28 protein-coding genes are annotated in these 24,673 nt (G+C 64.3%); 14 read left to right on the top strand and 14 right to left on the bottom strand.

What is annotated here, in order from left to right:
- Window positions 1-25: 25 nt before the first annotated feature.
- Together ACUJ47_RS05685 and ACUJ47_RS05680 are read right to left on the bottom strand one after the other, a co-directional pair.
- A complete protein-coding gene (locus ACUJ47_RS05685) occupies window positions 26-712 on the bottom strand; it encodes a DsbA family protein (protein ID WP_445537452.1) in 687 nt (228 codons plus the stop codon).
- Window positions 709-1,260: a DUF721 domain-containing protein gene (locus tag ACUJ47_RS05680; RefSeq protein WP_445537451.1), complete on the bottom strand. Its 552-nt coding sequence runs from the start codon at window positions 1,258-1,260 to the stop codon at window positions 709-711. Before ACUJ47_RS05680 ends, ACUJ47_RS05685 begins: the two co-directional genes overlap by 4 nt.
- Before the next feature lie 29 nt (window positions 1,261-1,289).
- Between ACUJ47_RS05680 and ACUJ47_RS05675 the strand changes: the two genes are divergently transcribed.
- Window positions 1,290-2,333, top strand: coding sequence for an A/G-specific adenine glycosylase (locus ACUJ47_RS05675; protein ID WP_445537450.1), 1,044 nt, complete (start codon window positions 1,290-1,292; stop codon window positions 2,331-2,333).
- Here the strand turns inward: ACUJ47_RS05675 and ACUJ47_RS05670 are convergent.
- Window positions 2,330-2,551 (bottom strand): hypothetical protein, encoded by a 222-nt coding sequence (locus ACUJ47_RS05670; protein WP_445537449.1) that lies wholly within the window; start codon window positions 2,549-2,551, stop codon window positions 2,330-2,332. The two genes, ACUJ47_RS05675 and ACUJ47_RS05670, sit on opposite strands and share 4 nt — an antisense overlap.
- A gap of 104 nt (window positions 2,552-2,655) precedes the next feature.
- Here ACUJ47_RS05670 and ACUJ47_RS05665 point away from each other — a divergent pair, with 104 nt between their 5' ends.
- The 6 genes from ACUJ47_RS05665 (at window position 2,656) to ACUJ47_RS05640 (ending at window position 8,389) form a co-directional block, all read left to right on the top strand.
- Window positions 2,656-3,975 carry a serine hydrolase domain-containing protein gene (locus tag ACUJ47_RS05665; protein ID WP_445537448.1) on the top strand — a complete coding sequence of 440 codons (1,320 nt, stop codon included), beginning with the start codon at window positions 2,656-2,658 and terminating at the stop codon, window positions 3,973-3,975.
- On the top strand, window positions 3,968-4,852 hold the full coding sequence (nudC, locus tag ACUJ47_RS05660; RefSeq protein ID WP_445537447.1) for an NAD(+) diphosphatase: 885 nt from the start codon (window positions 3,968-3,970) through the stop codon (window positions 4,850-4,852). The genes ACUJ47_RS05665 and nudC overlap by 8 nt, the downstream gene beginning before the upstream one ends.
- A complete protein-coding gene (locus ACUJ47_RS05655; protein ID WP_445537446.1) occupies window positions 4,849-5,532 on the top strand; it encodes a DsbA family oxidoreductase in 684 nt (227 codons plus the stop codon). Before nudC ends, ACUJ47_RS05655 begins: the two co-directional genes overlap by 4 nt.
- Window positions 5,529-6,344: an SDR family NAD(P)-dependent oxidoreductase gene (locus ACUJ47_RS05650; RefSeq protein WP_445537445.1), complete on the top strand. Its 816-nt coding sequence runs from the start codon at window positions 5,529-5,531 to the stop codon at window positions 6,342-6,344. The genes ACUJ47_RS05655 and ACUJ47_RS05650 overlap by 4 nt, the downstream gene beginning before the upstream one ends.
- Before the next feature lie 268 nt (window positions 6,345-6,612).
- The gene (locus tag ACUJ47_RS05645) at window positions 6,613-7,437 is read left to right on the top strand and encodes an AraC family transcriptional regulator (protein WP_445537444.1); all 825 of its coding nucleotides are present in this window, start codon (window positions 6,613-6,615) and stop codon (window positions 7,435-7,437) included.
- The gene (locus ACUJ47_RS05640; RefSeq protein WP_445537443.1) at window positions 7,325-8,389 is read left to right on the top strand and encodes a lysostaphin resistance A-like protein; all 1,065 of its coding nucleotides are present in this window, start codon (window positions 7,325-7,327) and stop codon (window positions 8,387-8,389) included. Before ACUJ47_RS05645 ends, ACUJ47_RS05640 begins: the two co-directional genes overlap by 113 nt.
- 193 nt (window positions 8,390-8,582) lie before the next feature.
- Here ACUJ47_RS05640 and ACUJ47_RS05635 read toward each other — a convergent pair whose 3' ends face one another.
- Both ACUJ47_RS05635 and mgtE read right to left on the bottom strand, forming a co-directional pair.
- Window positions 8,583-8,975: a DUF1489 family protein gene (locus ACUJ47_RS05635; RefSeq protein ID WP_445538866.1), complete on the bottom strand. Its 393-nt coding sequence runs from the start codon at window positions 8,973-8,975 to the stop codon at window positions 8,583-8,585.
- A gap of 23 nt (window positions 8,976-8,998) precedes the next feature.
- A complete protein-coding gene (gene mgtE, locus ACUJ47_RS05630) occupies window positions 8,999-10,450 on the bottom strand; it encodes a magnesium transporter (RefSeq protein ID WP_445537442.1) in 1,452 nt (483 codons plus the stop codon).
- 96 nt (window positions 10,451-10,546) lie between these two features.
- Here mgtE and ACUJ47_RS05625 point away from each other — a divergent pair, with 96 nt between their 5' ends.
- Both ACUJ47_RS05625 and miaB read left to right on the top strand, forming a co-directional pair.
- The gene (locus ACUJ47_RS05625; RefSeq protein ID WP_445537441.1) at window positions 10,547-11,008 is read left to right on the top strand and encodes a peptidylprolyl isomerase; all 462 of its coding nucleotides are present in this window, start codon (window positions 10,547-10,549) and stop codon (window positions 11,006-11,008) included.
- An 88-nt stretch (window positions 11,009-11,096) separates the two neighbouring features.
- Window positions 11,097-12,449: a tRNA (N6-isopentenyl adenosine(37)-C2)-methylthiotransferase MiaB gene (miaB, locus tag ACUJ47_RS05620; protein WP_445537440.1), complete on the top strand. Its 1,353-nt coding sequence runs from the start codon at window positions 11,097-11,099 to the stop codon at window positions 12,447-12,449.
- Here miaB and ACUJ47_RS05615 read toward each other — a convergent pair.
- Window positions 12,438-13,010 (bottom strand): hypothetical protein, encoded by a 573-nt coding sequence (locus ACUJ47_RS05615; RefSeq protein WP_445537439.1) that lies wholly within the window; start codon window positions 13,008-13,010, stop codon window positions 12,438-12,440. The genes miaB and ACUJ47_RS05615 overlap by 12 nt on opposite strands.
- A gap of 264 nt (window positions 13,011-13,274) precedes the next feature.
- Between ACUJ47_RS05615 and ACUJ47_RS05610 the strand changes: the two genes are divergently transcribed.
- A complete protein-coding gene (locus ACUJ47_RS05610; RefSeq protein WP_354144392.1) occupies window positions 13,275-14,219 on the top strand; it encodes a PhoH family protein in 945 nt (314 codons plus the stop codon).
- A 38-nt stretch (window positions 14,220-14,257) separates the two neighbouring features.
- Here ACUJ47_RS05610 and ACUJ47_RS05605 read toward each other — a convergent pair whose 3' ends face one another.
- Window positions 14,258-14,563 carry a hypothetical protein gene (locus ACUJ47_RS05605; protein ID WP_445537438.1) on the bottom strand — a complete coding sequence of 102 codons (306 nt, stop codon included), beginning with the start codon at window positions 14,561-14,563 and terminating at the stop codon, window positions 14,258-14,260.
- A 251-nt stretch (window positions 14,564-14,814) separates the two neighbouring features.
- Here ACUJ47_RS05605 and ybeY point away from each other — a divergent pair, with 251 nt between their 5' ends.
- From ybeY to ACUJ47_RS05590, 3 genes are all read left to right on the top strand, one after another.
- Complete coding sequence (gene ybeY / locus ACUJ47_RS05600) at window positions 14,815-15,303, top strand: rRNA maturation RNase YbeY (protein ID WP_445537437.1); 489 nt, start codon at window positions 14,815-14,817, stop codon at window positions 15,301-15,303.
- A gap of 20 nt (window positions 15,304-15,323) precedes the next feature.
- Window positions 15,324-16,247, top strand: coding sequence for a hemolysin family protein (locus ACUJ47_RS05595; RefSeq protein ID WP_445537436.1), 924 nt, complete (start codon window positions 15,324-15,326; stop codon window positions 16,245-16,247).
- 78 nt (window positions 16,248-16,325) lie between these two features.
- Window positions 16,326-17,210 carry a LysR substrate-binding domain-containing protein gene (locus ACUJ47_RS05590; RefSeq protein WP_445538865.1) on the top strand — a complete coding sequence of 295 codons (885 nt, stop codon included), beginning with the start codon at window positions 16,326-16,328 and terminating at the stop codon, window positions 17,208-17,210.
- A gap of 3 nt (window positions 17,211-17,213) precedes the next feature.
- Here the strand turns inward: ACUJ47_RS05590 and ACUJ47_RS05585 are convergent, their stop codons facing one another.
- From ACUJ47_RS05585 to ACUJ47_RS05555, 7 genes are all read right to left on the bottom strand, one after another.
- Window positions 17,214-18,101 carry a lysophospholipid acyltransferase family protein gene (locus ACUJ47_RS05585; RefSeq protein WP_445537435.1) on the bottom strand — a complete coding sequence of 296 codons (888 nt, stop codon included), beginning with the start codon at window positions 18,099-18,101 and terminating at the stop codon, window positions 17,214-17,216.
- Complete coding sequence (locus tag ACUJ47_RS05580; protein ID WP_445537434.1) at window positions 18,073-18,495, bottom strand: Fur family transcriptional regulator; 423 nt, start codon at window positions 18,493-18,495, stop codon at window positions 18,073-18,075. The genes ACUJ47_RS05585 and ACUJ47_RS05580 overlap by 29 nt, the downstream gene beginning before the upstream one ends.
- 89 nt (window positions 18,496-18,584) lie before the next feature.
- Window positions 18,585-19,025, bottom strand: coding sequence for a MucR family transcriptional regulator (locus tag ACUJ47_RS05575; RefSeq protein ID WP_445537433.1), 441 nt, complete (start codon window positions 19,023-19,025; stop codon window positions 18,585-18,587).
- 124 nt (window positions 19,026-19,149) lie between these two features.
- Window positions 19,150-19,638: a GNAT family N-acetyltransferase gene (locus tag ACUJ47_RS05570; protein WP_445537432.1), complete on the bottom strand. Its 489-nt coding sequence runs from the start codon at window positions 19,636-19,638 to the stop codon at window positions 19,150-19,152.
- A complete protein-coding gene (gene tsaB, locus ACUJ47_RS05565; protein WP_445537431.1) occupies window positions 19,635-20,261 on the bottom strand; it encodes a tRNA (adenosine(37)-N6)-threonylcarbamoyltransferase complex dimerization subunit type 1 TsaB in 627 nt (208 codons plus the stop codon). The genes ACUJ47_RS05570 and tsaB overlap by 4 nt, the downstream gene beginning before the upstream one ends.
- 45 nt (window positions 20,262-20,306) lie before the next feature.
- Window positions 20,307-20,915, bottom strand: a complete 609-nt coding sequence (locus ACUJ47_RS05560) for a malonic semialdehyde reductase (protein ID WP_445537430.1) — start codon at window positions 20,913-20,915, stop codon at window positions 20,307-20,309.
- A gap of 24 nt (window positions 20,916-20,939) precedes the next feature.
- The gene (locus tag ACUJ47_RS05555) at window positions 20,940-21,524 is read right to left on the bottom strand and encodes a NifU family protein (RefSeq protein ID WP_445537429.1); all 585 of its coding nucleotides are present in this window, start codon (window positions 21,522-21,524) and stop codon (window positions 20,940-20,942) included.
- A 96-nt stretch (window positions 21,525-21,620) separates the two neighbouring features.
- Between ACUJ47_RS05555 and ACUJ47_RS05550 the strand changes: the two genes are divergently transcribed.
- The gene (locus ACUJ47_RS05550; protein WP_445537428.1) at window positions 21,621-24,611 is read left to right on the top strand and encodes a M16 family metallopeptidase; all 2,991 of its coding nucleotides are present in this window, start codon (window positions 21,621-21,623) and stop codon (window positions 24,609-24,611) included.
- Window positions 24,612-24,673: the final 62 nt, after the last annotated feature.

Genomic DNA, 24,673 nt, shown 5'->3' with positions numbered 1-24,673 from the left:
TCCATCCTCAATGTGCTTATCGCTGCTATTTGGCCGCGGTCGAGGCCAGATGAGCGTCGATCGCCTGCTGCAGTGCGGGCCAGTTATGGACATGATCGAGCAGCTTGCCGTTGATCGTGAAGCTCGGCGTTCCCTGCAGGCCAAGCCGGACCGTATCGTCGCGCGAGGCCTGGATCAGCTTGGTCTCCATCGCGCTGTCCGCCAGGCAGCGGTCGATATCGGTGGTGCGATAGCCGCGGCCTTCCATCAGCTGGTAGAAATCGAGGTCGGCCGCAATCGCACGGCGCGCAGCGGCGCGATCGGGGTTCGACCAGCGATTGCGCTGCGCCTGCGTGGAACTCGCGGCTACTTGCAGCCACTTGTCCTGGCTGAGCATGATGGCAGCGTGGTTGAGCGCGAATTTGTCCGCCGCGCCGCAATGGGTGAGCATCGCTGCGGTGAGGTCGATCGGGTCGCGCAGCAAGTGGCGCACTTCGACCGAGACCTTGCCCGTGCGGACATAGGCGATCTTGAGCGCGGGATCGCCATTGCGCGCGAAGTCGGCGCAATGCGAGCAGGTGTAGCTGATATATTCGGCGACCTTGGTGGCGGCATCCGGATTGCCGACCAGGTGGCCGGCATCGGTCTTGGCGACAGTGATAGTCCAGTCGGGCGCGAAGCCGGTGGCCATCACCAGCGTGCCGGCCAGAAGAGCAGTCTTGAACGCTTTCACTTGGTCTTGTCCTCCTTGTCGCCCAGGCTGCGGGCGAGCGATTCCAGCACGGCGCGCAATTCGGGATCGCCGATATCTCGCAGGCTGTCACCCAATTCCATCGGGATCGGCTTGAGCGAAGGTGGCGGTTTGGCGGGCGTTTCAGCACGCGCCGGCTTAACCTCACCTTGCCGCAGCTTGACCCGCGCGACCGCCTTGTAGCCGAAAAAGCGGTTCACGCGATCCATGATCTCAGGCGTCACCTGCTGGATCAGCGGGGCATGCGCCGGAACCACCACCAGCTGCAGTATGCCATCAGTCTTCTCGCCGGGCGGGAAGCGGATCGCTTCAGGCGCGCAGACGCGAGCGTGGACCGGCCCGACGATCTCGGGCCAGCGGGTCACGACCGAGCTTTGCACGAAGCCGAAGCGGCGGAAGGCGGTGCGCCCGATCTGCGGCATCAGTTCGCCAATCGGCTTGGGAGAGCCGCCGCGCGGGCGGGAATAGGGCTGCGCTGGTTTGCGCGCGCCCTGCTTTCCTGCCGGCTTGGGTGGCTTATCGCTTTCCATCAGGGTGCCGCCAATGCCATAGGCCCGGCGTGACTGCCAGCGCCAAGACCATCTCCGACGCATTGCTCCACTGGTACGATGCCCATGCGCGCGACCTGCCATGGCGCAATTCGCCCGGCACGGCGCGGCCAAGCGATCCGGCCTGGCCCTATCGCGTGTGGCTCTCGGAAGTGATGCTGCAGCAGACCACGGTCGCAGCGGTGAAGCCCTATTTCGCGAAATTCATTGCAAGCTGGCCCACGGTCGAAGCGCTGGCCGCAGCGGAAGAGGCCGAGGTGATGGCCGCGTGGGCCGGGCTCGGCTATTATTCGCGCGCCCGCAATTTGCTCAAATGCGCGCGGGCTGTGGCGGCGCGCGGCGGATTTCCCGAGAGTGAGGAGGAATTGCTCGGATTGCCGGGGCTCGGGCCCTACACGGCAGCAGCAGTGGCGGCGATCGCCTTTGGCGAGCGCGCAGTGGTGGTCGATGCCAATGTCGAGCGGGTGGTCGCGCGGCTGTTCGCGATCACCGCGCCGCTGCCCGGCGCGCGCAAGGCGATCCGCGAACGCGCTGCCGAAATCACTCCAGAGGATCGCGCCGGAGATTTCGCGCAAGCGATGATGGATCTCGGCGCGCAGATCTGCACTGCGCGCGATCCGAAGTGCCTGTTGTGCCCGCTGGCAAGCGATTGCGCCGCGCGCGCCCAGGGCGATCCCGCACTTTTGCCCGTCAAGTCTCCCCGAAAGCCCAAGCCTGAGCGGCAAGGGCGCGCCTATTGGATCGAGCGGGGTGGCGCGGTGTGGCTGGTCACGAGGCCCGGCAATGGCATGCTGGGCGGGATGCGGGCGCTTCCGGATGACGGCTGGAGCGCGCAGGCAGACGGTTCGGCAAGGCCTCCGCTGCCCGGCGCACAGCGGTCGCTGGGCGCGGTTCGGCATGTCTTCACTCACGCTTCGCTGACGCTGGAGCTGGTCAGGATCGAAGGCGAGCCCGATGGCGAAGGCGAATGGTGGCCGCTCGAACGGATCGAGGAGGCGGGGCTGCCGACGCTCTTCGCCAAGGCCGCGCGGCTGGCGCTGGCTGGCAGGGTTTAGATGATCCCGCCGCCCAGGCTCAGGCGGACCACGGCGATCAGGCCGACGATCAGGCAGAAATTGCGCCCGCCGCGGCTGGAAGAGAGCTGGCCCAGCCCCACGCCGACCGCGACCAGCGGCAGGGCGATCCAGTTGAGCGCGCCAAGCAAGGGGATTTGCGCGGGGACCACGATCACCAGCGCGACGATACCGATCAGGATAGAGATGAGGTTCAGCATGTGTCTTATATTAGTAAGACACCGCTGCGATGCAAGGGCCAATTGACCCGTCGCCGCCAATCGCCCAAACAGCGAACCGCTCGGTTGCAAAAGAGGACCCTCTGATGGCTTTCCGCGAATTCCAAACTCCGCAATTGTCGCGCCGGGGCCTGCTGCGGGGCAGCGCCTATCTCGCTGCCGGTGGCGTGCTGGCCGGCATGCCGCTGGGCCGCGACCTGCTGCGGGCGCATGATGTCGGCGCCGCATGGCCCAATGTTGCCGAGCGCATCGGGCATTATGTGAATGGCGGGAAAGTCCCCAATATGGTCGCAAGCTTCGGCTGGGGCCATGACGATCCGCATGCCGTTGCACGCGGCACGCTCAAATTCGGGGGAGCGGCTTCGGCCGGGATCGATTCGCTCTATCGCATCTATTCGATGACCAAGCCGATCACCGGCATGGCCACGATGATGCTGGTGGAAGACGGCAAGATCGGCATCGACCAGCCGCTGGCCGAAATTCTCCCCGCCTTTGCCGAAATGCGCGTGCTCAAGCGCGCCGATGGCCCGCTCGATGACACTGTGCCCGCCGAGCGCCCGATCACGATCCGCCAGCTGCTCACTCACACTTCGGGGCTGGGCTATGACATCGTCAACAAGGGGCCGCTGCTCGATGCCTATCGCAGGAATGGCATCACTTCGGGGCAGGTCAGCCGCTTGCCGATCCCGGGGATCGCGCAAGTGCCTTCGGCCCCGTCGCTTGAGGCCTGGGCGGACCGGCTCGCCGCGCTGCCGCTGCTTCTGCAGCCGGGCACCAAGTGGAGCTATTCCGCCAGTATCGACCTGCTTGGCCGCGTGATCGAGGCGGCTTCGGGGCAGGACTTTGCCCAGTTCATGCAGGAACGCATGTTCGACCCCTGCGGGATGGACAGCACCTATTGGCAGGTCCCCGAAAGCGAAGTGGGGCGGCTGACCGACAATTACGGCATCCTTGCCGGAATGCCGCTGCCGATGGACCCGGCGGGAAGTTCGATCTTCCTCGACCGGCCGCCGCTGGCGTGGGGCGGGTCGGGGCTTGTCAGCAGCCCGCGCGATTACGACCGCTTCCTCAAGATGCTGCTGGGTTTCGGCAAGATCGACGGCAAGCGCGTGATGGGCGAGGCCGCCGTGCGCATCGGGACGTCAAACCTGCTGCCGGAAACCGCGACGATGGAAGGCACATGGGTGGCCGGGCAACAATTTGGCGCGGGTGGTCGCGTGGTCGGGCAGACCTATGGCTGGGGCGGCGCGGCTGGTACGCTGGCTTCGGTCGATTTCGGTTCGGGCCTGCGGGCGGGGCTGTTCGTTCAGTACATGCCGTCCGAATCCTATCCCATCCGTGACGAGTTCCTTGCTGCGCTCGCCAAGGATCTCGGCGTGAACGAAAAGGCCTTCTCCCTTGGCTGACCGCGCAAATATCGCCTTCTCGGGCTCGCCGATCGAGCGTGCCGACCATATCCGCGTCGATGACGATGCGCTGGCAGCACAGATGAACTGGCGCGCGCGCGTACTCAGGCTCGATGGGCTCAATCCCGTGTTCGACGATTCCGGCGCGCTCGAATGGGGCACGCTGGCCGATGTGCCCGAAACGGCAGAGCTGTGCTTCCTCGGCCTGCTCGACGGAAAGGCCTGTTTTGCCCCTGTGCCCGATGAAGGCGCGACCGGCCCGGCCTATGCCAATCCGCAGATATGGAGCGCGATGCAGGCGCTCCAGCCGGGCGAGCTGGCGACCTATGGCGGCGCGCGCAGCCTGGTCGACTGGCACGCGCGGCACCGCTTCTGTGCGCGCTGCGGCGGCCCTACCAAGCTGGCCAAGGGCGGCTGGCAGCGCAATTGCGGCAACTGCGATGCACAGCATTTTCCGCGCACCGACCCGGTCACGATCATGCTGGTCGAACATGAGGGGCGCTTGCTGCTCGGTCGCCAGCCGCGCTTCCCCCCGCGCATGTATTCGGCCTTGGCCGGTTTCGTCGAGCCGGGCGAGACGATCGAGGAAGCGGTTGCGCGTGAAATCTGGGAAGAGGCGGGCGTGCGCGCGCGCGACGTGCAATATGTCGCCAGCCAGCCCTGGCCATTCCCCAGCCAGCTGATGATCGGCTGCTATTCGGTGACCGACGATCCCGAACTCACGATCGACACCACCGAGCTTGACGATGCCCGCTGGTTCACTCGCGAGGAGCTGGAAGCGGCGCGCGCGGCGGGCGATCGCGGCACTGACGACCTGATCTTTCCGCGCAGTTTTGCGATTGCGCATCACCTTGTAACATCGTGGCTCGACCGATGACCCAGCCTCAACGCCTTACGATCGACATCTATTCGGATGTGATGTGCCCCTGGTGCCTGATCGGCTATGGGCAGCTGACCAAGGCGCTGGAGGAACTGGACGGCGAGATCGAGGCGCAGCTGCGCTGGCGCCCGTTCGAGCTCAATCCCGACATGCCGCCCGATGGCGAAGACCAGGAATCGCACCTCCAGCGCAAATATCGCCGCAGCACGGAGGAAGGCGCGGCGATCCGCGGCCAGATGAAGTCGATTGCCGACAGCGCCGGGGTTTCGCTGGCATATGAAGGCGAGAGCGAAGCGCCGCCGCCGATGATGTGGAACACCCGCGCGGCGCACAAGCTGCTCGCCTTTGCGCTGGAAGAGGCCGGGCCGAAGGTGCAGACCGAGCTCAAGCTTGCGCTGTTCCGCGCGCATTTCAACGAACGCCGCAATGTCTCCGATCCGGCGACTCTGCTCGACATTGCCGCATCGGTCGGCCTTCATCGCGAAGCGGCCAAGGCGGCGCTGGAAGATGAGGAACTCGAAGCGCGCGTGATCGCCGAGGAGCAGCAGGCGTGGGATTTGAATATCTCTGGCGTCCCGGCGATGATCGTCAACGGACGTTTCATGGTGCCGGGCGCGCAAAGCCCCGAAACTTACGTCAATGTGCTGCGCCGCGTCGCTGAGAAAAGCGCGGCATGAGCTCTTTCTCGCCTCGCAACGCGGTGATTACCGGCGGGGCGAGCGGGATCGGCCTTGCCATCGCGCGCGAACTCGCGGGGCAGGGCATCAGCGTGATGCTGGCCGACCTGCCGGGCGAGAAGCTCGACAAGGCGGCGGGCTCGATCCCCGGTGCAATGGCGCATCCGTGCGATGTGAGCGATCCCGAGCAGGTCGAAGCGCTGGCCGAGGCGGCGTTCGCGCAGCTGGGTGAAGTGCATCTGGTGCTCAGCAATGCCGGGGTGGGCGGCCCTCGCGGCAAGATGTGGGAAGTCGACCCGGCGGTTGCGCGCGCGCATTTCGATATCAACTTCTGGGGCGTGTGGAATTGCTGCCGCGCCTTCGCGCCGCGCCTCGTCGCACAGGAGGCGCCCAGCGCGCTCTACAACACCGGCAGCGAGAACAGCTTTTTCTGCGCCATGCCGCAATCGGCGGCCTATATCGCGGCCAAGCACGCCGTGTTGGGGCTGACGGAGAATTTGCGCGAAGACTTGCCCGAACATGTCCATGCAGGGCTGATCGTGCCGGGCTGGGTGTTCACTGCGATCGGCCCCGAGCAGTTCATGAAGCCCGGCATGCCGGCCGACCAGTTTGCGCGGATCGTGGTGCCGCAGATCCTCCAGCGCCGCCGTTTCGTGGTGAGTCATGGCTACAACATGGTGCGGATCGCCGAGCGGATGGACGAACTTGCGGCGAGCTATGCCGAATTCGCCCTGCCGCCCGAACAGGACGCGCAATATGACGTGCGGCTGGTGATGGAGCGGTTCAGGCAGGGACGGGAGCGTTTAGAATGAATGCCTGCTAGCGACCCCGGTTGCGGAGGGTCGGCGCGAACGCCAAGGTTGTTGTTGTACGTTGCCATTTGTTCAGGTGAAGCGCCAATGGATGGTTTGTTGTGACTTGCGGAACCGGAAGCGTCACAGCCGATGGACTTCCAAGGTTCAAGCCAGGTGGCCTTTCGGGGAGCGAAATTCGAGGCCTGAAGATCATGCAAGCATTCTGAACACCCCATTTGAATTCGCACTGATTGCGTTCCGGCCCCATACGCACAATATACTACCGATGAATTTTGCAGCGCATTCCTGGAACCTATCGCATTCGGCCGACTCGTTCGGGCCGATCGAACGAGTTTCAAACCGGATGGTCAGGGCGGCGTTTTCACCGCATCGGCACGATACCTACACGGTCGCTTTGACGATGGCGGGGGTGCAAGCGTTCAACTATCGCGGGGCGATGCGACATTCGCTGCCGGGTCAGGTGCTGATCCTTCATCCCGACGAATTGCATGATGGTCACTGCCATGATGAGGCCGGATTCAGCTATCGGGCGGCCTATGTTCCGCCAACTCATGTCCAGGAAGCGCTTGGAGGCGCGGAACTGCCGTTTGTCGCTGATGGCGTCTCGACGGATCCCGCATTGATCGCGGCGGCCTGCAGCATGGTTATCGACTGCGCGGGCGTCGAGGATCCCGGTGCCTATGAAGACGCTCTCTACGATCTGGCGCAAGCCATGAACAATGCGGCTGGCAAAGTGGCAAAGGTGAGGATCGCCAACCGAACAGCCGTGATGCGGGCGCGCGAATTTCTCGAAACCGCCGTCGTCGGCGGCGCGCGACTTGATGAACTTGAACAGGCTACTGGTTGCGACCGTTGGCAGCTTTCGCGTGATTTTCGCGCATTGCTTGGCACCAGCCCCTATCGTTATCTGCAGCACCGACGGGTCGATCTTGCCAAGCAACTCTTGCGCGAAGGCGCGACGCTGGCCGATACTGCTCATGGCGCCGGTTTTGCCGATCAGAGCCATTTTGGTCGCACATTCCGCATGGCCGTTGGTCTTACACCGAAGGAGTGGCTTCGCTCGGACTTGTTCCGCACGATCATTCTATAACAATGTACGGCGGGAGGTTAGCCGAGCGGACATGACACAGATGATCTTTTCCGATGAGCCGGGCAAGGGCTGGATTCCGCCGAGTATCGCCGCCCCCTTTATCTGCATTTTCCTGGTGGCCTTCAGCCTCTTGCCGACCGATTTCCTGCTTGAAGGCCTCGGCTTCACCGACGCGAAGGGTTCGCCGAAGGGGACAATGGGGCTGTTCCTTATCCTGGCGTCGTTCATCGCCATGGGGCTGGCGATATTTGCCTGGGTGCGCTGGGTTGAAAAGAGAAGCCTCGCAAGCATCGGCCTTCGCGGAGAGCAGCCGTTCAGGAAGTTCCTGGTCGGGCTCGCACTGGGCATTGCCTTCATGGGCGGGATCGTGGCTGCGATCGCGCTCGCTGGCGGATACCGTGTGGCTGACCTGTTCCCGGCTTTCGCCAGCCCGGCCGCGCTCGGCTGGATCGCCCTCTTGCTTGCCGGCTTCATCCTGCAGGCGAGCATCGAGGAAATCGCATTTCGCGGCTGGTTGTTCTCCGCCATCATGCGGCGCTGGAATGCGCCTGCCGCCTACATATTGACGGCCGCGGCCTTCACCTTTCTTCACTTCTCGCCCGGAAAGCCGCTATTGCCGCTGGCCATGACGTTCGTCTTTTCGATTTTCGCCTGCGCCTGGGTGCAGCGTTCGAATTCGGTCTGGGGAGTGATGGGCTGGCACACCGGCTGGAACTGGTTTGGCGGAACCGGCTTCGATGTGCCGATTACGGGCCTGGACAGCGGTCTGCCCGCGCTGGTGGTGAAACTGGTGCCGGTCGGACCGGCCTGGCTCACGGGCGCGGGCGAGGGGCCGGAAGGAAGCGTGTTCACGGTTGCCGTGCTGACTGTTGCCGGCCTTGGCCTTCTATTGTTTAAAAGGCCGCGCGAAGGGAACGGAAACGATCCGCAACGTTCAGGACACCAACCCTAGCCGTTTTGCTCCACAAATCCCGGGGAGCAGCCGGCCAGCAAAACGAGCGTGAAGCGGCAGCAAAGCGGCAGTGTCCTGACGGAATCGGCCCGCTGAGGCTTTGCCGAATTCTGCGATCGGTACCTCAAGTCGCGTCCTCGCCAAAACTTGGCTGTCTGCCTTCCACCAACAAGCGGACATTTCCGCAAAAGAGCTAAATCAACCCCAGCTTCTCCAGCCTGCCCGCAAGCCGCCCGGGCATGGCGTCGCTCACATCCTCGCCTTCCTCAAGGTCGCGCGGGGCGTCGGCATCGGCGAGATAGCGCCAGCCCTGGTGTGCGCGCTTGGGGCGGGGGTGGACCTGCACCAGTTGCGGCGCGAGCCAGATCGTCCAGCGCCCGTCGGGCCGCTGCTCGAATTCCATGATCGGGCTGCGCGCGACGATGGTGTGGTCGATGATCCAGAAAAGCGACCCGCCGATCATCTCCTCATGCCGCTTGGGCAGGTAGCGCGTCGTCATTTCCGCACGCTCGCCGGCTTCGACCCAGCGGCGCAGGTTCTCAACGCTGCCAGAACGATAGGCGATCTTGGTCATGTGGAGCGGCATGCGCGCCACATAGGGGCTTGAGGCTATCCCGCCAACCCGGTTGCCACAGCCAGCCCCAGGAAAGCGAAGAAGCCCATGCTGTCGGTGATCATCGTCACGAACACGCTTGATGCCACTGCCGGGTCCTGGTTCAACCGCTCGAAGATCACCGGCACCAGCACGCCCGCCATTCCCGAAACGATGATATTGATGATCATCGCCGCAGCGATCACTGCACCCAGCTGTGGCGTGAAGATCGCAGCCGTGCCGATCCCGATCAGCACCGCGATGGTCGCGCCGTTGAGCAGCGCCACGCGCAATTCGCGCTCAACGATGCGCCATGTATTGGCACGAGTGAGTTGGTTGGTGGCGATTGCGCGTACCGCCACCGCCATGGTCTGCGTGCCGGCATTGCCGCCGATGCTGGCGACGATCGGCATCAGCACCGCCAGCGCGACCAGTTTCTCGATCGCGGCACCGAACATGGCGATGATCGCGCTGCCGACCAGCGCGGTGCCGAGGTTCGCGATCAGCCAGCGCACGCGCGCGCCATAGGCTTCGCGGATCGGCTCGTTGATGTCGCCGTCGCCCGCGCCGGACAGCAGCAGCACGTCTTCGCCTGCCTCTTCGGAGATGATGTGGATCACGTCGTCCACCGTCATCTGGCCCACCAGCCGCCCGTTCTCGTCCACCACGGCGGCCGAGATCAGCCCGTATTTCTGGAACATCAGGCCTAGCTCTTCCTGGTCCATAGTGACCGGGATCAGCGTCTGGTCGCGTTTCATTACGTCCGACAGGGCGATGTGGCGCGGCGTGGTGAGGATCCAGCTGAGCGCGCAGGTGCCGACCGGGTGATGCCGCTCGTCGACCACGAAGATTTCGAAGAAATCGCTCGAGATGTCGAGCCGCCCGCGAAGGTAGTCGATCACATCGCCCACCGTCATGTGCTCGGGCACGGCCACGAAATCGCGGCTCATCAGGCGGCCGGCGGTCTCTTCAGGATAGGCCAGCGCGCTTTCGATCGCCGCGCGGTCTTCCGCATCGAGTTCGGCCAGCACCGCCTGCTGGTCTTCCTCGTCGAGGTCTTCGATCAGCTGGACCGCATCATCGGTCTCGAGCTGTTCGGCGATGGTGGCAACCGCTTCTGCGGGCAGCGCCTCCATCATGTCTTCGCGGACGTAATCGTTGAGCTCGGCGATCACGTCCGAGCTCATCAAATCGGTAATCGCGGCGGCCAGCGCGCCACGCTCGTCGCGGTCGATCAGCTCGAACAGGTCGGCGATGTCGGCCGGGTGTAGTGGCTCGACCAGTTCGTAGACCGCGCCTTTGTCGCCTTCTTCCAGCGCTTCACGCACCGCGCGAAGATATTCGGGCTTGAGCCGGTTTTCCTCGTCGTGGCGCTCGTCGTCGATCCGGTCATCCGGGCGCGCGCCTTCCTCCGGCGGGGCTTCCGCCAGCAGGATGTCGTCTTCGTCGAGGCGCGCATCGTCGGACATGCGCACGGTCTAGGCGGGCAGGGCGAAAAGGCAAGCAGGAGGGTGACTCCGGCTCACAACTCATTATAGGCCAGCGCAACCGAAGGAGATTCAAAGATGGCCGATACGCTCACTTTCACGCTCGACACCGGCGACGGCGAGCCCAAGGATGTCGTCATCAAGCTGCGCCCCGATCTCGCGCCGGGCCATGTCGAACGCATCACCGAACTCGCCAATGAAGGCTTTTATGACGGCGTGGTGTTCCACCGCGTGATCCCCGGCTTCATGGCGCAGGGCGGCGACCCGACCGGCACCGGCATGGGCGGCAGCGACAAGCCTGACCTGCAGGCCGAATTCAATGCACAGCCGCATGTGCGCGGCACCTGTTCGATGGCGCGGACCAACTATCCGCACAGCGCCAATTCGCAGTTCTTCATCTGCTTCGACGATGCGCGCTTCCTCGATAACCAGTACACGGTGTGGGGCCAGGTCGAGAGCGGGATGGAACATATCGACGCGCTGCCCAAGGGCGAACCGCCGCGCGCGCCGGGCAAGATCGTGAAGGCAACGGTTGCCTGACCGGTCCTGCATCGCTGAAGGAGAGGGCGGCCATGTGCCGCCCTTTTCATTGAACGCAGCGCACGAATAGCCTAAGGGCGCGCCTCCGATGAAACCGACCGACACACCCAAGACCTACAGGGTCAAAAGCTTCGGCTGCCAGATGAACGTCTATGATGGCGATCGCATGGCCGAACTGCTGGCTGCGCGCGGGATCACGCCTGCGCCCGAGGGCGAGGATGCGGACCTGGTGGTGCTCAACACCTGCCACATCCGCGAGAAGGCGGCGGAGAAGGTCTATTCGGACATCGGCCGGCTGGTGAAGGCAGGCGAGGAAGCGGGCAAGAAGCCGCTGATTGCGGTCGCGGGCTGCGTCGCGCAGGCCGAAGGCGAAGAGATCATGGCGCGCGCTCCGGCAGTCAGCATGGTGGTCGGCCCGCAGGCCTATCACCGCTTGCCCGAAATGCTCGACAAGGCGGTGGCGGGCGAACGCGCGACCGATACGGACATGCCCGCGATCGCCAAATTCGATGCCCTGCCGCAACGCAGGAAGATCGGCCCGAATGCATTCCTGACGGTGCAGGAAGGCTGCGACAAATTCTGCACCTATTGCGTGGTGCCCTATACGCGCGGGGCCGAAATCTCGCGCCCTTACAGCGATCTGGTGAGCGAAGCGCAGAAACTGGTTGAAGCCGGTGCGCGCGAAATCACGCTGCTGGGCCAGAACGTCAACGCCTGGTCCGGCGAAGACGACAAGGGCATGCGGCAAGGCCTAGCGGGCCTGATCCACGCACTCGCCGCGATCGATGGGCTGGAGCGGATCCGCTACACCACCAGCCACCCGATGGACATGGATGAGGCATTGATCGAGGCGCATGGCGAAGTCGCCAAGCTGATGCCCTATCTCCACTTGCCGGTGCAGAGCGGCAATGACCGCGTGCTCAAGGCGATGAACCGCAGCCACACCGCGGAAGGCTATTTGCGGCTCCTCGAACGCTTCCGCGCCGCGCGGCCCGATATCGCGCTGTCGGGCGATTTCATCGTCGGCTTCCCCGGCGAGACCGAGGCCGAATTCGCCGACACGCTGAGCCTCGTCGACGAAGTCAAATACGCGCAGGCTTTCAGCTTCAAATATTCGGCTCGCCCCGGCACCCCCGCCGCGACGATGGACGGCCAGATCGCACGCGAAGTGATGGACGAGCGGCTCCAGCGGCTGCAGGCCGCGCTCAATCGCGACCAGCTGGCGTTCAACCAGGCGAGCGTGGGCAAGACCTGCGAAGTGCTGGTCGAACGCAAGGGCAAGCACCCCGGCCAATGGCTGGGCAAGTCGCCATGGCTGCAAAGCGTGTGGTTCGAAGAGGATTGCGCGATCGGCGACCTCGTGACGGTCGAGCTCGCAGAAGCGGGCCCGAACTCACTGCGCGGTATCCCGAAAGTCGCCGCGTTGTCGTCAGTCGGCTGATTCCGTCTCGGGCTTGAGCTCGATCAGTTCGGGCTCCTCGGCCAAGATTTGCGTTCCTGTGGCCTCGGTCATTTCGGCCGGCGGAACCGTGGGGTTCGAAGGATATTTCGTGCCGTCGAACTTGAGCAGCGCATTGCCCGATGGCCCGCCGCCACCGGCGATCGCCACGGCAATGTCCTTCCAGCCATTGCTGCTCGTATCCATTACCGTGATCGGCGTGCGCGACACGCTGATATCGCCCACCTTGCGCCACATCGGCCCCGCGCTCGTGAGCACCAGCGTGTTGCATCCGCCGGTGCCACAGAAATAGGGGGTCACGAGGTAGACGATCGCTTCGTCGGCCCCGTCGCCATCGAGATCATGCCATGCCAGCGCATATTTCAACGGGGTCGCATCCGGGAATTCCTGCGCCAGGAAATGCCGGATGTCCTCGTCGCGGCCCGCAGGCGCGGGCGACACATCCTCCGCCGCGGTTTCGTCCGGCGGCGGTGCGGCCTCCTCGGGCTGCGAGCAGGCGGCGATTGCCAGCAGGATTGCGGGTGCGGCGAGCAGGCGGAGCATGGAATTCTCCCTGGCAAATGAGCAAGGCGGGGAGGATGGCGGGGCGCCGCGATTCTTGCAAGCCGGTTACTTTCCACCGTCGCGTAGGGGGGGCTTGCTTGCTTCCCGCGCATTCGTGCCTAGATTCCGACTCGCTTAAGTCGAAAGGAGCTAGCCCCCGCCGATATGGCCCGCAAACCTGCCAGCAAGCCCGCCCGCGGACCCGGAAACACCGTATCCGCCTTTCCCGAAGTCGCGCGCGAACCGCGCCGCGCCCGGACCGAGATGAGCTTCGAAGACCAGTCGCTGCTCGGCCCGTTGTTCGGACAGTTCGATGCCAACCTGGTGCAGGTGGAGAACCGGCTCGGCACTTTCATCTCGGCGCGCGGCGACCGGGTGGTGATCGAAGGGCCCGAAGACAGCGTGGCGCGCGCCCGCGATGTGCTCCAGACCATGTATGACCGGCTGGCGCGGGGCGAGGATCTCGATGCCGGGGCGATCGAATCGCTGATCGCCATGTCGAACGAACCGACGCTGGAAGGGATCATCAGCGGCGAGCTCGACGCGCCGCCGATCATGATCCGCACGCGCCGCAAGACGATCGTTCCGCGCAGCGCCAACCAGATCCCCTATATGCGCCAGCTCGCGCGCGACGACATCATCTTCGCGCTGGGCCCGGCGGGCACCGGCAAGACCTACCTCGCGGTGGCGCAGGCAGTGGCGCAGCTGATCAGCGGCAGCGTGCAGCGGCTGATCCTTTCGCGCCCGGCGGTGGAAGCGGGCGAGCGGCTCGGCTTCCTGCCCGGCGACATGAAGGAAAAGGTCGATCCTTACCTGCGCCCGCTTTACGACGCGCTGTATGACTGCATGCCGCCCGAACAGGTCGAGCGGCGGCTGGCCAGCGGCGAAATCGAGATCGCCCCGATCGCCTTCATGCGCGGCCGCACGCTGGCCGACAGCTTCATCATCCTCGACGAGGCGCAGAACACCACGCGCGAGCAGATGAAGATGTTCCTTACCCGCTTCGGCCAGAACAGCCGGATGGTGGTGTGCGGCGACCCGAAGCAGGTCGATATCCCCGGCGGCGACCGGATGAGCGGCCTTGCCGATGCGGTAGGGCGGCTTGAAGGCGTCGACGGCATCGCGGTGACGCGCTTCACCGCGGCGGACGTGGTGCGCCACCCGATCGTGGGCCGGATCGTCGAAGCCTATGAAGGCAAGGCGGAGTAGGGGCGTCGAAGGTCCGCTAACGACCCAACTGGGGACATTTACCCAAGGCGATTTGGCGTCGGGTCTCCCCGTTCGACAATGAGTTGCTTTCGCGCCTCCGAGAGGCAACGGTCATATTCTGCCGACACTTCCTCCAGACTCCTGCCTGTGCTTGCGGCGACGAGATCAAGGATGCCATTTGAAGTTAAGATGGCAATTTCGCGAACGACAGTTTCCTCATCAAGTTTGTACGCGTGAGCCAGAAGTTTCGTAGCGCGGGCACGCTGACGAAAATCGAAGTCCATGAGCCGAGCTGACTCGAACTCCTCCTTTTTTCGCATGGCCTTGCCAAGGTCCCAAACCATGCGGGCGATATGACATGGGCGATTTCAGCCTACAAGTGAATGTCCGCTTCCCACCCACGAGCAGACATCGCGAGCTTCCATCTCCTTTCCTACTCGCGCTGACCGCGCTAGGTGGCGGCGATGAGCAACGCTTCGCCAGTCCCTCTTTTCGCCGGTTTCCGCGGGCCTGCGCGGGGCACAGGCTTTTTTGCTTTAGGACAGTGTCGCATGAGTCGCATCGCTGGCTGCGATCCGGCGTTGGGGGCGGCCTGATGCAGCTCGATATCGACATCGAGGAATGGCCGGCAGGCGAGTGGGAAGAACTGGTCGAACGCGCGGCGCAGGCTTGCGGCGCGATCGTGCCCGAACTCGCCAATCCGCGCCTCTGCACCAGCCTGCTGTTCACCACCGATGCCGAAGTCCACACGCTCAACCGCGAATGGCGCCAGCGCGACAAGCCCACCAATGTGCTGAGCTTTCCGATGCTCGAGCGCGAGGAATTGCTTGCGCTCGCCCACGACGGCCCGCCCGAAATGTTGGGCGATCTGGCGCTGGCATATGAGACTTGCGCGCGCGAGGCGGAGGACAAGGGCGTCCCGCTCGAACATCACGCAACGCATCTGATCGTCCACGGATTGCTCCACCTTGCCGGCTTCGACCATGAGACCGGCGATGAAGATGCGGACAAGATGGAAGCACTGGAGATAGCGATACTTGCAAAACTGGGTATCGCTGACCCATATGGTGACCGCGAAACTTGAGAAGGACGCTTTGCAGGGCCATGCCCGATTCCCCATCCCCCGCCGGAGACGCGGACAGTAGCGGCGGGCTGTTGCCCGCCCTGAAGAAATTCCTGAAGATCGGCGAGGGCGATCGTTCGCTGCGCGCGCAGCTCGAAGAGGCGATCGACGAACACGAAGACGAACAGGGTTCCGAAACCGCGCCCGAAAGCGCCAGCGGCGATCTTTCGTCGGTCGAGCGCCAGATGTTCCGCAATTTGCTGCATTTCAGCGAACACGATGCCGACGATGTCGCCGTGCCGCGCAGCGAGATCATCGCGGTCGACGCGGCGATCAGCTGGGACGACCTTGTTGCGGCCTTCAGCGAGCACGGCCATTCGCGCATGCCCGTCTATCGCGACACGCTCGACCATGTGATCGGGATGATCCACATCAAGGATGTGTTCCCCTATCTGGCTGACCGAATTCCGCCGCCGAAGGACTGGACCACGCTGATGCGCCAGCCGCTCTATGTGCCGCAGGTGCGCGGCGCGCTGGATGTGCTGGCGGACATGCGCGCCAAGCGTACGCACCTCGCGATCGTGGTAGACGAATTTTCGGGCACTGACGGGCTCATCACCATCGAGGACCTCGTCGAGGAAATCGTCGGCGAGATTGAGGACGAGCACGACGACGCGCCCGAAGCGCTGATTGTGCCGATCGGCGAAGGCATGTGGGATTGCGACGCGCGGGCTGAGCTCGACGATGTCGCCGAAATGGTCGATCCGCGCCTCGCCGAAGTCGAGGAATCGGTCGATACTCTGGGCGGGCTGGCCTATGTGCTGGCCGAGCAGGTGCCTCCGGTGGGTGCTGTGGTCCAGCATCCCAGCGGGTGGCGGATCGAAGTGACTGCGGGTGACGAAACGCATGTCACCCGGCTGCGGCTGCACGCGCCCGCTGATGCAGAAACGGCAAGCGACGAATAAATTTCACGCATCAGGTTCGATTTTTTGCACCCTTTTTGATGGGTGGCGCGTATCTGCAGCAGGATTAAGAGTAAGATGATGCCGACCCGCCGCCTTCCGCCCCTCCGCGCCCTGGAGGCTTTCATGCGCACTGTGCGCCTTGGCTCGGCGCGCGCGGCGGCGGAAGAGATCGGCCTGAGCCCTTCGGCGCTGTCGCGGCGGATCAGCAATCTCGAGGATTTCGTCGGCAAGAAGCTGTTCACCCGCGCGCGGCAGTCGATGCAGCTGACCGACGAAGGGCAGGCATTTTACGAAGCGGTCAACCCGCACATGGAAGCGCTGGCGCGGGCGGTGGAAAGCCAGTCGGACAATATCTCGCTGCTGCGGCTCAGGCTGGGTGTGCTCCCGCTGTTCGGCAGCCAGCGGCTGTTCCCGCATCTGGGGGAACTACGCAAGCGGCACCCGCTGCTACATATCGACATCGATACCGGGCCGCATCTGGAAGACCGCGTGGGCGACACGCTCGACGCTGCGATCATCCTGTCGCGCGGGCCCGAACGCGGACTGCATGCGGTGCGGCTCGATCACAACATGGTGCATGCGATCTGCAGCAAGGAAATGGCGGAAGCGCTCGGCACCGAGGTCGATCCGGCCAAACTCGCCAAGCAGACCTTCCTGATCCACAACGAGCTTCCCGCCAGTTTCGAGGCGTGGAAGACCGAACTGGGCCTAGTCGATTTCGATCCGGCCGCGATCGACCATTACGATTCGGGCCAGCTGATGCTTGCCGCCGCCGGACAGGGGCTGGGCATTGCGATCATGCATGACGATCACTTTCGCCGCGCAGGGGACAACCGCCTGACCAACCTTTACGGGGTCGAGGTCGAAAGCCCCTATAGCTACTGGTTCGTGTGCAAGCCGACCGCGCTTGAATCGCGCCCGGTGCGGCTGTTCCACGACTGGCTGATCAGCGCCGGGCTTTGAGCCCTATTCGATCGGGATGTTGCGTTCGGGCGCCGTGTAACGGACCGGGCCGACCGAGAATTCGAAATCGCGCAGCGGCTTGCCCAGCGCGTTCACGAGAGCTTCCTCGATGCGGTCGCGCGCCTCTGCGGCGATCGCCTTGCGCCCGTGGTGGTCTTCGGGGCTGAACGGCTCGAGGAAGTGGAGTTCGAGCGGGTAGGAGCCGCGTCGCGCGAGCACGCGCTTGGCATTGTTGACCCCGCTTTCATCGCCCACCCAGCCGATCCATTCGGCGACCTCGCCGTAGTGGAGCATCACCGGCTGGACGAGGACGTTCGCGGGCGGCGGCTCGAGCACGCGCAGCATGCTGGTCTTGAACGGCAACAGCGATTGCCCGTCGGTAACGGTGCCTTCGGGAAAGACAGTGACCGACCAATTGTCGCTCAGCGCTTCGCGCAGGTCGTTGATCTGCGCCGCCACACCCATGCGGTTCTCGCGCTTGACGAAGACCGTGCGGTTGAGGCGTGCAAGCCAGCCCACCACCGGCACTTCGCCCAGCTCTGCCTTGGAAACGAAAGCGGTGCCGCTCGCCCCGGCAAGCGCGAGTATGTCGATCCAGGAGATATGGTTGGCGATGAAGAACACGTCGCGCCTCAGCGGCGTGCCCACCACTTTCACCCGCGCTCCCGCCACCCATGCGGCAAAGCGCAGGAAATACATCGGGAAGGGGGAGCCATAGGCGAGGGTACGGAAAAGGTAATGCAGCGGTGTCAGCACCAGCAGCGCCAGCACCAGCAGCAGCCCGCGCCAGCACAGCCGCACCCATCCCATCGGGCTGATCGGGGTTGGTTCGCCGCGCGCCGCGGCGGCGCGCAATTCGGCGTCAGTCGTCGCGCGAGAGGCGGACGCCATAAAGCTCCATTCGGTGGTCGACCAGGCGATAGCCGAGCCGCTCGGCAATGACGCGCTGGAGCGCTTCAAGCTCGGGATCGACGAATTCCACAACCTTGCCCGTTTCGACGTCGATCAGATGGTCATGGTGCGCTTCGGGGGCAGCTTCATAGCGCGCGCGCCCGTCTCCGAAATCGTGACGGTCTAGAATTCCGGCCTCTTCGAACAGGCGCACCGTGCGATAGACCGTCGCGATCGAGATCTTGGGATCGATTGCCGAAGCGCGCTGGTGCAGCAATTCGACGTCGGGATGATCCACGCTTTCGGACAGGACGCGCGCAATGACACGGCGCTGTTCGGTAATGCGCAGCCCCTTGTCGGCACACAATTGTTCAAGATCGATTTTCTGCGGCAAATATCCCTCCGCCGGGTAAGGTGAGCGCTCAGTGACCCGATACCCTGTATCGGCACATGGCGCTCACCTCAAGCTGCAGACAAGCCGGATCAGGCGGCTTTCTTGCGCCGCCCGCGCTTCTGGCCCGGCATCTTGCCGAGCCCGATCTGCTTGGCCAGCTTGCGCCGAGTGTCGGCATAGTCGGGAGCAACGAGCGGATAATCCGGCCCCAACTCCCAGCGTGCCTTGTACTGTTCCGGCGTCATGCCGTGTTCGGTCGACAGGTGGCGCTTGAGCATCTTCATCTTCTTGCCGCAGTCGAGGCAGACGATGTGATCCTTCTTCACCGACGAACGCACCGAAACAGCAGGCTCGGGCCGCTCTTCCTGTGCTGGCATGCCGCCGCCGAGCGACGATAGCGCTGCGAATACATTGGTGATCAGGGACGGCACGTCTTCAACGCCCACGTTATTGTTGCTGACATGGGCCGCAACAATATCGGAGGTGAGCGTGATCAGCGTCTCCTTCATTTCTGCATCAGTCGTATCCATAGAGTTCCTCGTATTTCATTTTTTTGCTCGGATTTTTCCTCCGATCAAAAATACATGAACCCGAACCTATGAATTTGCAACCAGAGAAGGTGGATAAATTTACCTTAACTAGTAATTGTGACGATCAAATCGAGAGGCCGAAAGTAATCGCATCCATGCGCGTGCCATCAGCGAACAAGTAATAGGCCTTGCGCCGTCCGATCGGCTCGAATCCGACCTTGCGATAGAGAGCGGATGCCGGATTATTTTCGCGCATTTCCAGAAAGATGCGCTCTACGCCCCGGTCCCGTGCGTCCTGCGCCAGCAGGCGGATCAACGCTTCGCCGATGCCCTGCCGCCGGAACTCCGGCCGCACCGCAATCAGCAGCAATTCTTCTTCGCCCGGTGCATGCCGCGTGAGCACGAATCCGGCCGCCGATCCGGACATTTCGGCCTCGGCGTTAACCAGACTTCCGGTCGAGTCGACAAGCAGCGCGAAGACATTGGGCATGGCCAGCGAGTCTTCGATCTGTCGGCGGTTCCAGGCCTCGCCCCATGCCGGATCGAAGGCCGCCTGCATGATCTCCATGATCTGGTCGACCGGGCAAAGGGCGGGGCAGGCCGGGCCGCTCATCGCGCCTTGGCCTCGCCGGGCAGCTTGGCATCGGGGCCGCGCCCGTAGATCGGAGTGAGGTCGTGACCGAGGGTGCTTTGGGGCAGGAGCCGGACCGCGCTTGCATTCGGCAATATGTCGAGCGCGGTCGCTCCGCCGCCCAAAAGCTCGGCCAGTTCCTTTGCGCGATTGCCGGCGACGAGCTTGGAGCGGCATGAGGCGGCGGCTCCACCCGGCGCAAGCGAGAGCACATCCCCTTGCGGTCCGGCCTCGTCGAAGCCCTGCACGAACCATTCGCCGTGCCCGCCGTTCATGCAGACGGTAACAGGCTGGCCCGGATGGTCTGCGCGCGCCATTGCGGCCACGAGCGCCAGCGTGGGATAGCCCAGCACTTCGGCTTTCCAGGCGAAGCCCAGTGCCCGCGCAGTCGCTATCCCGATCCGCACCCCTGTGAAGCTGCCCGGGCCGCGCGACACGAGAATGCGCCCGGCCTGTCCCTTGCCTGGCAGGGCGGCGATCATCGGCACGAGCTGTTCGGCATGGCCGCGCCCGAGCACGCGGTGGTCGCGGGCGACAAGCTCCGCCCCATCGAACAGAGCGACGGAACAGGCTTCAGTGGCGGTCTCTATCGCTAGCGTGCGCATCCCCGCGCGATGCCTCAAGCCTGCGCGCGGTTCAAGCGTGTGAAATCACAGTATGCGGTTGAACTTGTCGAATGCAGGCCGCGGGCTGCGGTCGAAAATGCTGGCAGGGTCGCCATAGCCGATCGAGCAGATGAAGTTCACCCGGTGGCGCGGTTCGTCGCCGAAGAAGGCGGCGTTGACCGCGTCAGGGCTGAAGCCCGACATCGGCCCGCAGTCGAGCCCGAGCGCGCGCGCGGCCAGAATCAGATAGGCGCCCTGAAGCGAGGAATTGCGGAAAGCGCCTTCCTTGCGGCCTTCCTCATTGCCTTCGAACCAGCTCTTTGCATCGGTGTGCGGAAACAGCCAGGGCAGTTGTTCATGGAAGTCGATGTCATAGGCCAAGATCGCCGTGACGGGCGCGGCCAGGATCTTGGCCTTGTTCCCTTCGGACGCGCAATCGGCCAGCTTCTGCTTGGCGGCATGCGACTTGGCCCACACGATACGCGCCGGCTGCATGTTGGCCGATGTCGGTGCCATCTTCATCAAATCGTAGATCGCGTGGAGCTGCGCGTCGCTCACCGGCTTGTCGAGCCAGCCATTATAGGTGCGCGCTTCGTTGAATAGCTGGTCGAGAGCGTCGCTCGACAGCACATGGTCGTGGAATTGCTTGGTCATTGCTAGCCCCCCGGTAGGCGCGCTTCAGGCGGCGCGAACTTCGATTACTTCGGGCACGTAGTGCTTGAGCAGCCCCTCGATCCCGTGCTTGAGCGTGGCGGTGCTGGACGGGCAGCCCGAACAGGCGCCCTGCAGCGTGAGGTAGACGACTCCGTCCTTGAAGCCGCGATAGGCGATGTCGCCGCCGTCGCCCGCAACTGCAGGGCGGACGCGGGTTTCGAGCAGCTCGTTGATCTGCGCGACGATATCGGCATCGGCCGGGTCTTCCTCGACCAGCAGCACTTCCTCGGCTTCGGGCGGAACGCTGATCCCCGAGGCATCGCCGCCTGCGAAAAGCGGGGCTTCGGAAACGAAATGGTCGAGCAGGATTGCCACCACCTGCGGCTTGAGCGCTGTCCAGCTGGTGCCGGGTGCCGCCGTCACGCTGATGAAATCACTGCCGAAGAACACATTGGTGACTTCGCCGGTATCGAAGATGGCTTGCGCCAGCGGGCTGGCTTCTGCGGCTTCGGGCGTGGCGAATTCGCGTGTCCCGCTGGCCATCACCTGCCGCCCGGGCAGGAACTTCAGGCTGGCGGGGTTCGGCGTGGTTTCGGTCTCGATGAACATGCCGCCCATGTAGGTGCGGTGCAGCCCCGCGGCAAGCGGGCAAAGCCGCGCTCCATTCACTATCCCTTCACCTGTTGAACCCTTATAGTCGCGCCCATGACTGCGTTGTTCCGCGCCATCGGCGCGTTCGCCCTACTGGTTTCCCCGCTGGCCGCCCCGCTTCCGCTTGCTGCGCAAGAGGCGCCCGCCGCTGCGCCCGCTCCGCAGGCGCCGCCAGCTTCGCTGCAAAGCGGCGACGAGGTGCCGTGGCTCTATCAGGGCAGCGACATACCGGTCGATCGCGAGTGGCTGTTCGGCGAAATGAAGAACGGGCTGCGCTATGCCGTGCGCGAGAATGGCGTGCCGCCGGGGCAGGTTTCGATCCGGATCCGGATCGACGCGGGTTCGCTGCACGAGACCGACAAGGAACAGGGCTATGCCCACCTGCTTGAGCATATGCTGTTCCGCGAGAGCAAATATCTCGGTTCGGGCGAAGCGATCCCGACCTGGCAGCGCCTCGGCGCGACGCTGGGGCATGACACCAATGCCGAAACGACGCCGACCCACACCGTCTACAAGATCGACTTGCCAGCGATCACGCCCGATGGGCTGGAAGAGAGCTTCAAGCTGCTGTCAGGCATGGTGCGCGAGCCAGTGCTGAACAAGGCCAATATCGCCGCCGAAGTGCCGATCGTGCTCGCCGAAATGCGCGAGCAGAGCGGGGCGGGGCAGCGCGTGAGCGAGCAGACGCTGGCGACGCTGTTCGCCGGGCAACGGCTCGCCAATCGCCGCCCGATCGGGACTGAAGCGACATTGCGCGCGACCGACCAGGCCAGCCTAGAGGCATTCCACCAGCGGTGGTACCGTCCGGAGAACACCGTGATCGTGGTTGTGGGCGATGTCGACCCGGTCCAGTTCGCCCGATTGATCGAACGTTATTTCGGCGATTGGCACGGGCAAGGCCCGGCAGTGCCCGCGCCCGATTTCGGCGATCCTCTGGCGCCTCCCGGTGCGGACGGAAGCAATCCGATCGGCGAAGTGGCGGTGGCTGTGGAAGCCGACATGCCGCGCAACATGACCTATGCCGTCATGCGGCCATGGCGTCAGGTGCAGGACACGGTGGTCTATAATGAAGGGCTGATGCTCGATGCGGTGTCGCAGGCGATCATCAACCGCAGGCTGGAATCGCGCGCGCGCAGCGGCGGCAGCTACCTCTACGCAGAAGTCCAGCAGGACGACATCTCGCGCTCCGCCGACGCCACTTTCGTCAGCTTCGCGCCGCTCGACGGCGATTGGCAGGCGGCGCTGGCCGACGTGCGCGGCGTGATTGCCGATGCGCTGTCGCACCCGCCCACGCAGGAAGAGATCGACCGCGAAGTGGCGCAGTTCGACACCGCCTTCGCGAGTGAGGTCGAACAGCGCAAAGTGCTCGCCGGGGCCAAGCTGGCCGACAATATCGTGCGCGCGCTCGATATCCGCGAAACGGTCGCGTCGCCCGAAACCGCGCTGGCGATCTTCCGCGGGATGCGGGCGCGGTTCAACCCTGCCAATGTGTTCGAGCATACGCGCAAGCTGTTCGAAGGCGATGTGGTGCGCGGCATCTACGTCACTCCGCAGGGCGACGAAGCGAGTGCGGCGCAGCTGCGGCTGGCGCTGGCGCGGGACGCCGACCCCGATGGCGCCTCGCGGCTGGCCAATCGCACCATCTCGTTCGACAAGCTGCCACCGGTCGGCAAGCCGGGTGAGTTCGTCGAACGCAAGCCGCTGGGCCTGCTCGATATCGAGCAGGTCGATTTCGCCAATGGAGTGAAAGCGATCGTGTGGTCGAACAATGACGAGCCGGGCCGCGTCTCGGTCAAGGTCCGGTTCGGCGGCGGCTATCGCAGCTTCACCGAGGCAACCGCGCCCTATGCCACGCTGGGCGAAATGGCGCTGGTATCTTCGGGCATCGGAGAGCTCGACGAGGACGATCTCGACCGGCTCGTGACCGGCCGCAAGATGGCGTTCGATTTTGAAATCGGCGATGCCGTGTTCAGCTTCGGCGCACAGACTCGCTCGGCCGACGTCGCCGACCAGCTTTACCTCTTCGCCGCCAAGCTCGGCATGCCGCGCTGGGACCGCAACCCGGTGCTGCGCGCCAAGGCGGCGGCGGAAATCGGCTACACTTCCTACGCGACCAGCCCCGCCGGGGTGCTGGCGCGCGATCTCGAATATCTCGTGCGCGACAAGGATGCGCGCTTCGTCACGCCCGATCCCGCGATGATGAAGGGAACCTCGCCAGAGGGTTTCCGCGAGTTCTGGGAAGCGCGCATGGCCGAAGGCCCGCTCGAAGTGCTCGTGATCGGCGAGTTCGACCGCGAGGCTGTGGTCGAAACCTTGCGCCGCACCTTCGGCGCCTTGCCGTCGCGAGTGCCGCTCAGCCCCGAGGTCGCGGCGCGCGTGCCCGCATTCCCTGAAGCCGACAATGACGCGCCGGTGGTGCTGAAGCACCGCGGCGATGCCGACCAGGCCGCAGCGGTGATCGCCTGGCCCAGCGGCGGCGGCACTGCGCGCCTGCGCGAATCCCGCCAGCTGTCGATCCTGGTCGATCTGTTCAACAACCGGCTGATGGATGCGCTGCGCGAGCGGCTGGGTGCGAGCTATGCCCCGGCGGCGATCTCCGACTGGCCCACCGACCTTTCCGGCGGCGGCACGATCCGCGCGCTTGCGCAACTGCGGCCCAAGGACGTGCCGGTATTCTTCGCCGAGGCCGACCGGATCGCGCAGGATTTGGTCGAAAACCCGCCCAGCGAAGACGAAATGCAGCGCGCCGCGCAACCGCTGGGCCAGCTCTACAACCGCGCGATGACCAGCAACATGTTCATCCTGCTCCAGCTTGAAGGCGCGACCAGCGATCCGGGCCGGGTCGAGCTGATCCGCAGCCTTGTGGCCGACCATTCGGCGACGCGGGGCGAGATCATGCAGCTGCTTGCGCGGCGCTATTTCGGCGGACGGACGGGCTGGCGACTGGCGGTCATTCCCGAAGGGCAGGAGCTGGCGCGGGCAGCAAACGACAACGAGCGTGCCGAGGCGAAGCACCTGCAGGTGCCCGCCGTCTCGGGGCGCTGACAAGTCGAGCTTGGGTATCCACGCGAAATTTTGTTATCGATTTGGGCTCTTCGACTTTGCAT

The organism is Altererythrobacter sp. Z27, assembly GCF_052683155.1.
This window is presented reverse-complemented; position numbering and strand designations above follow the sequence as displayed.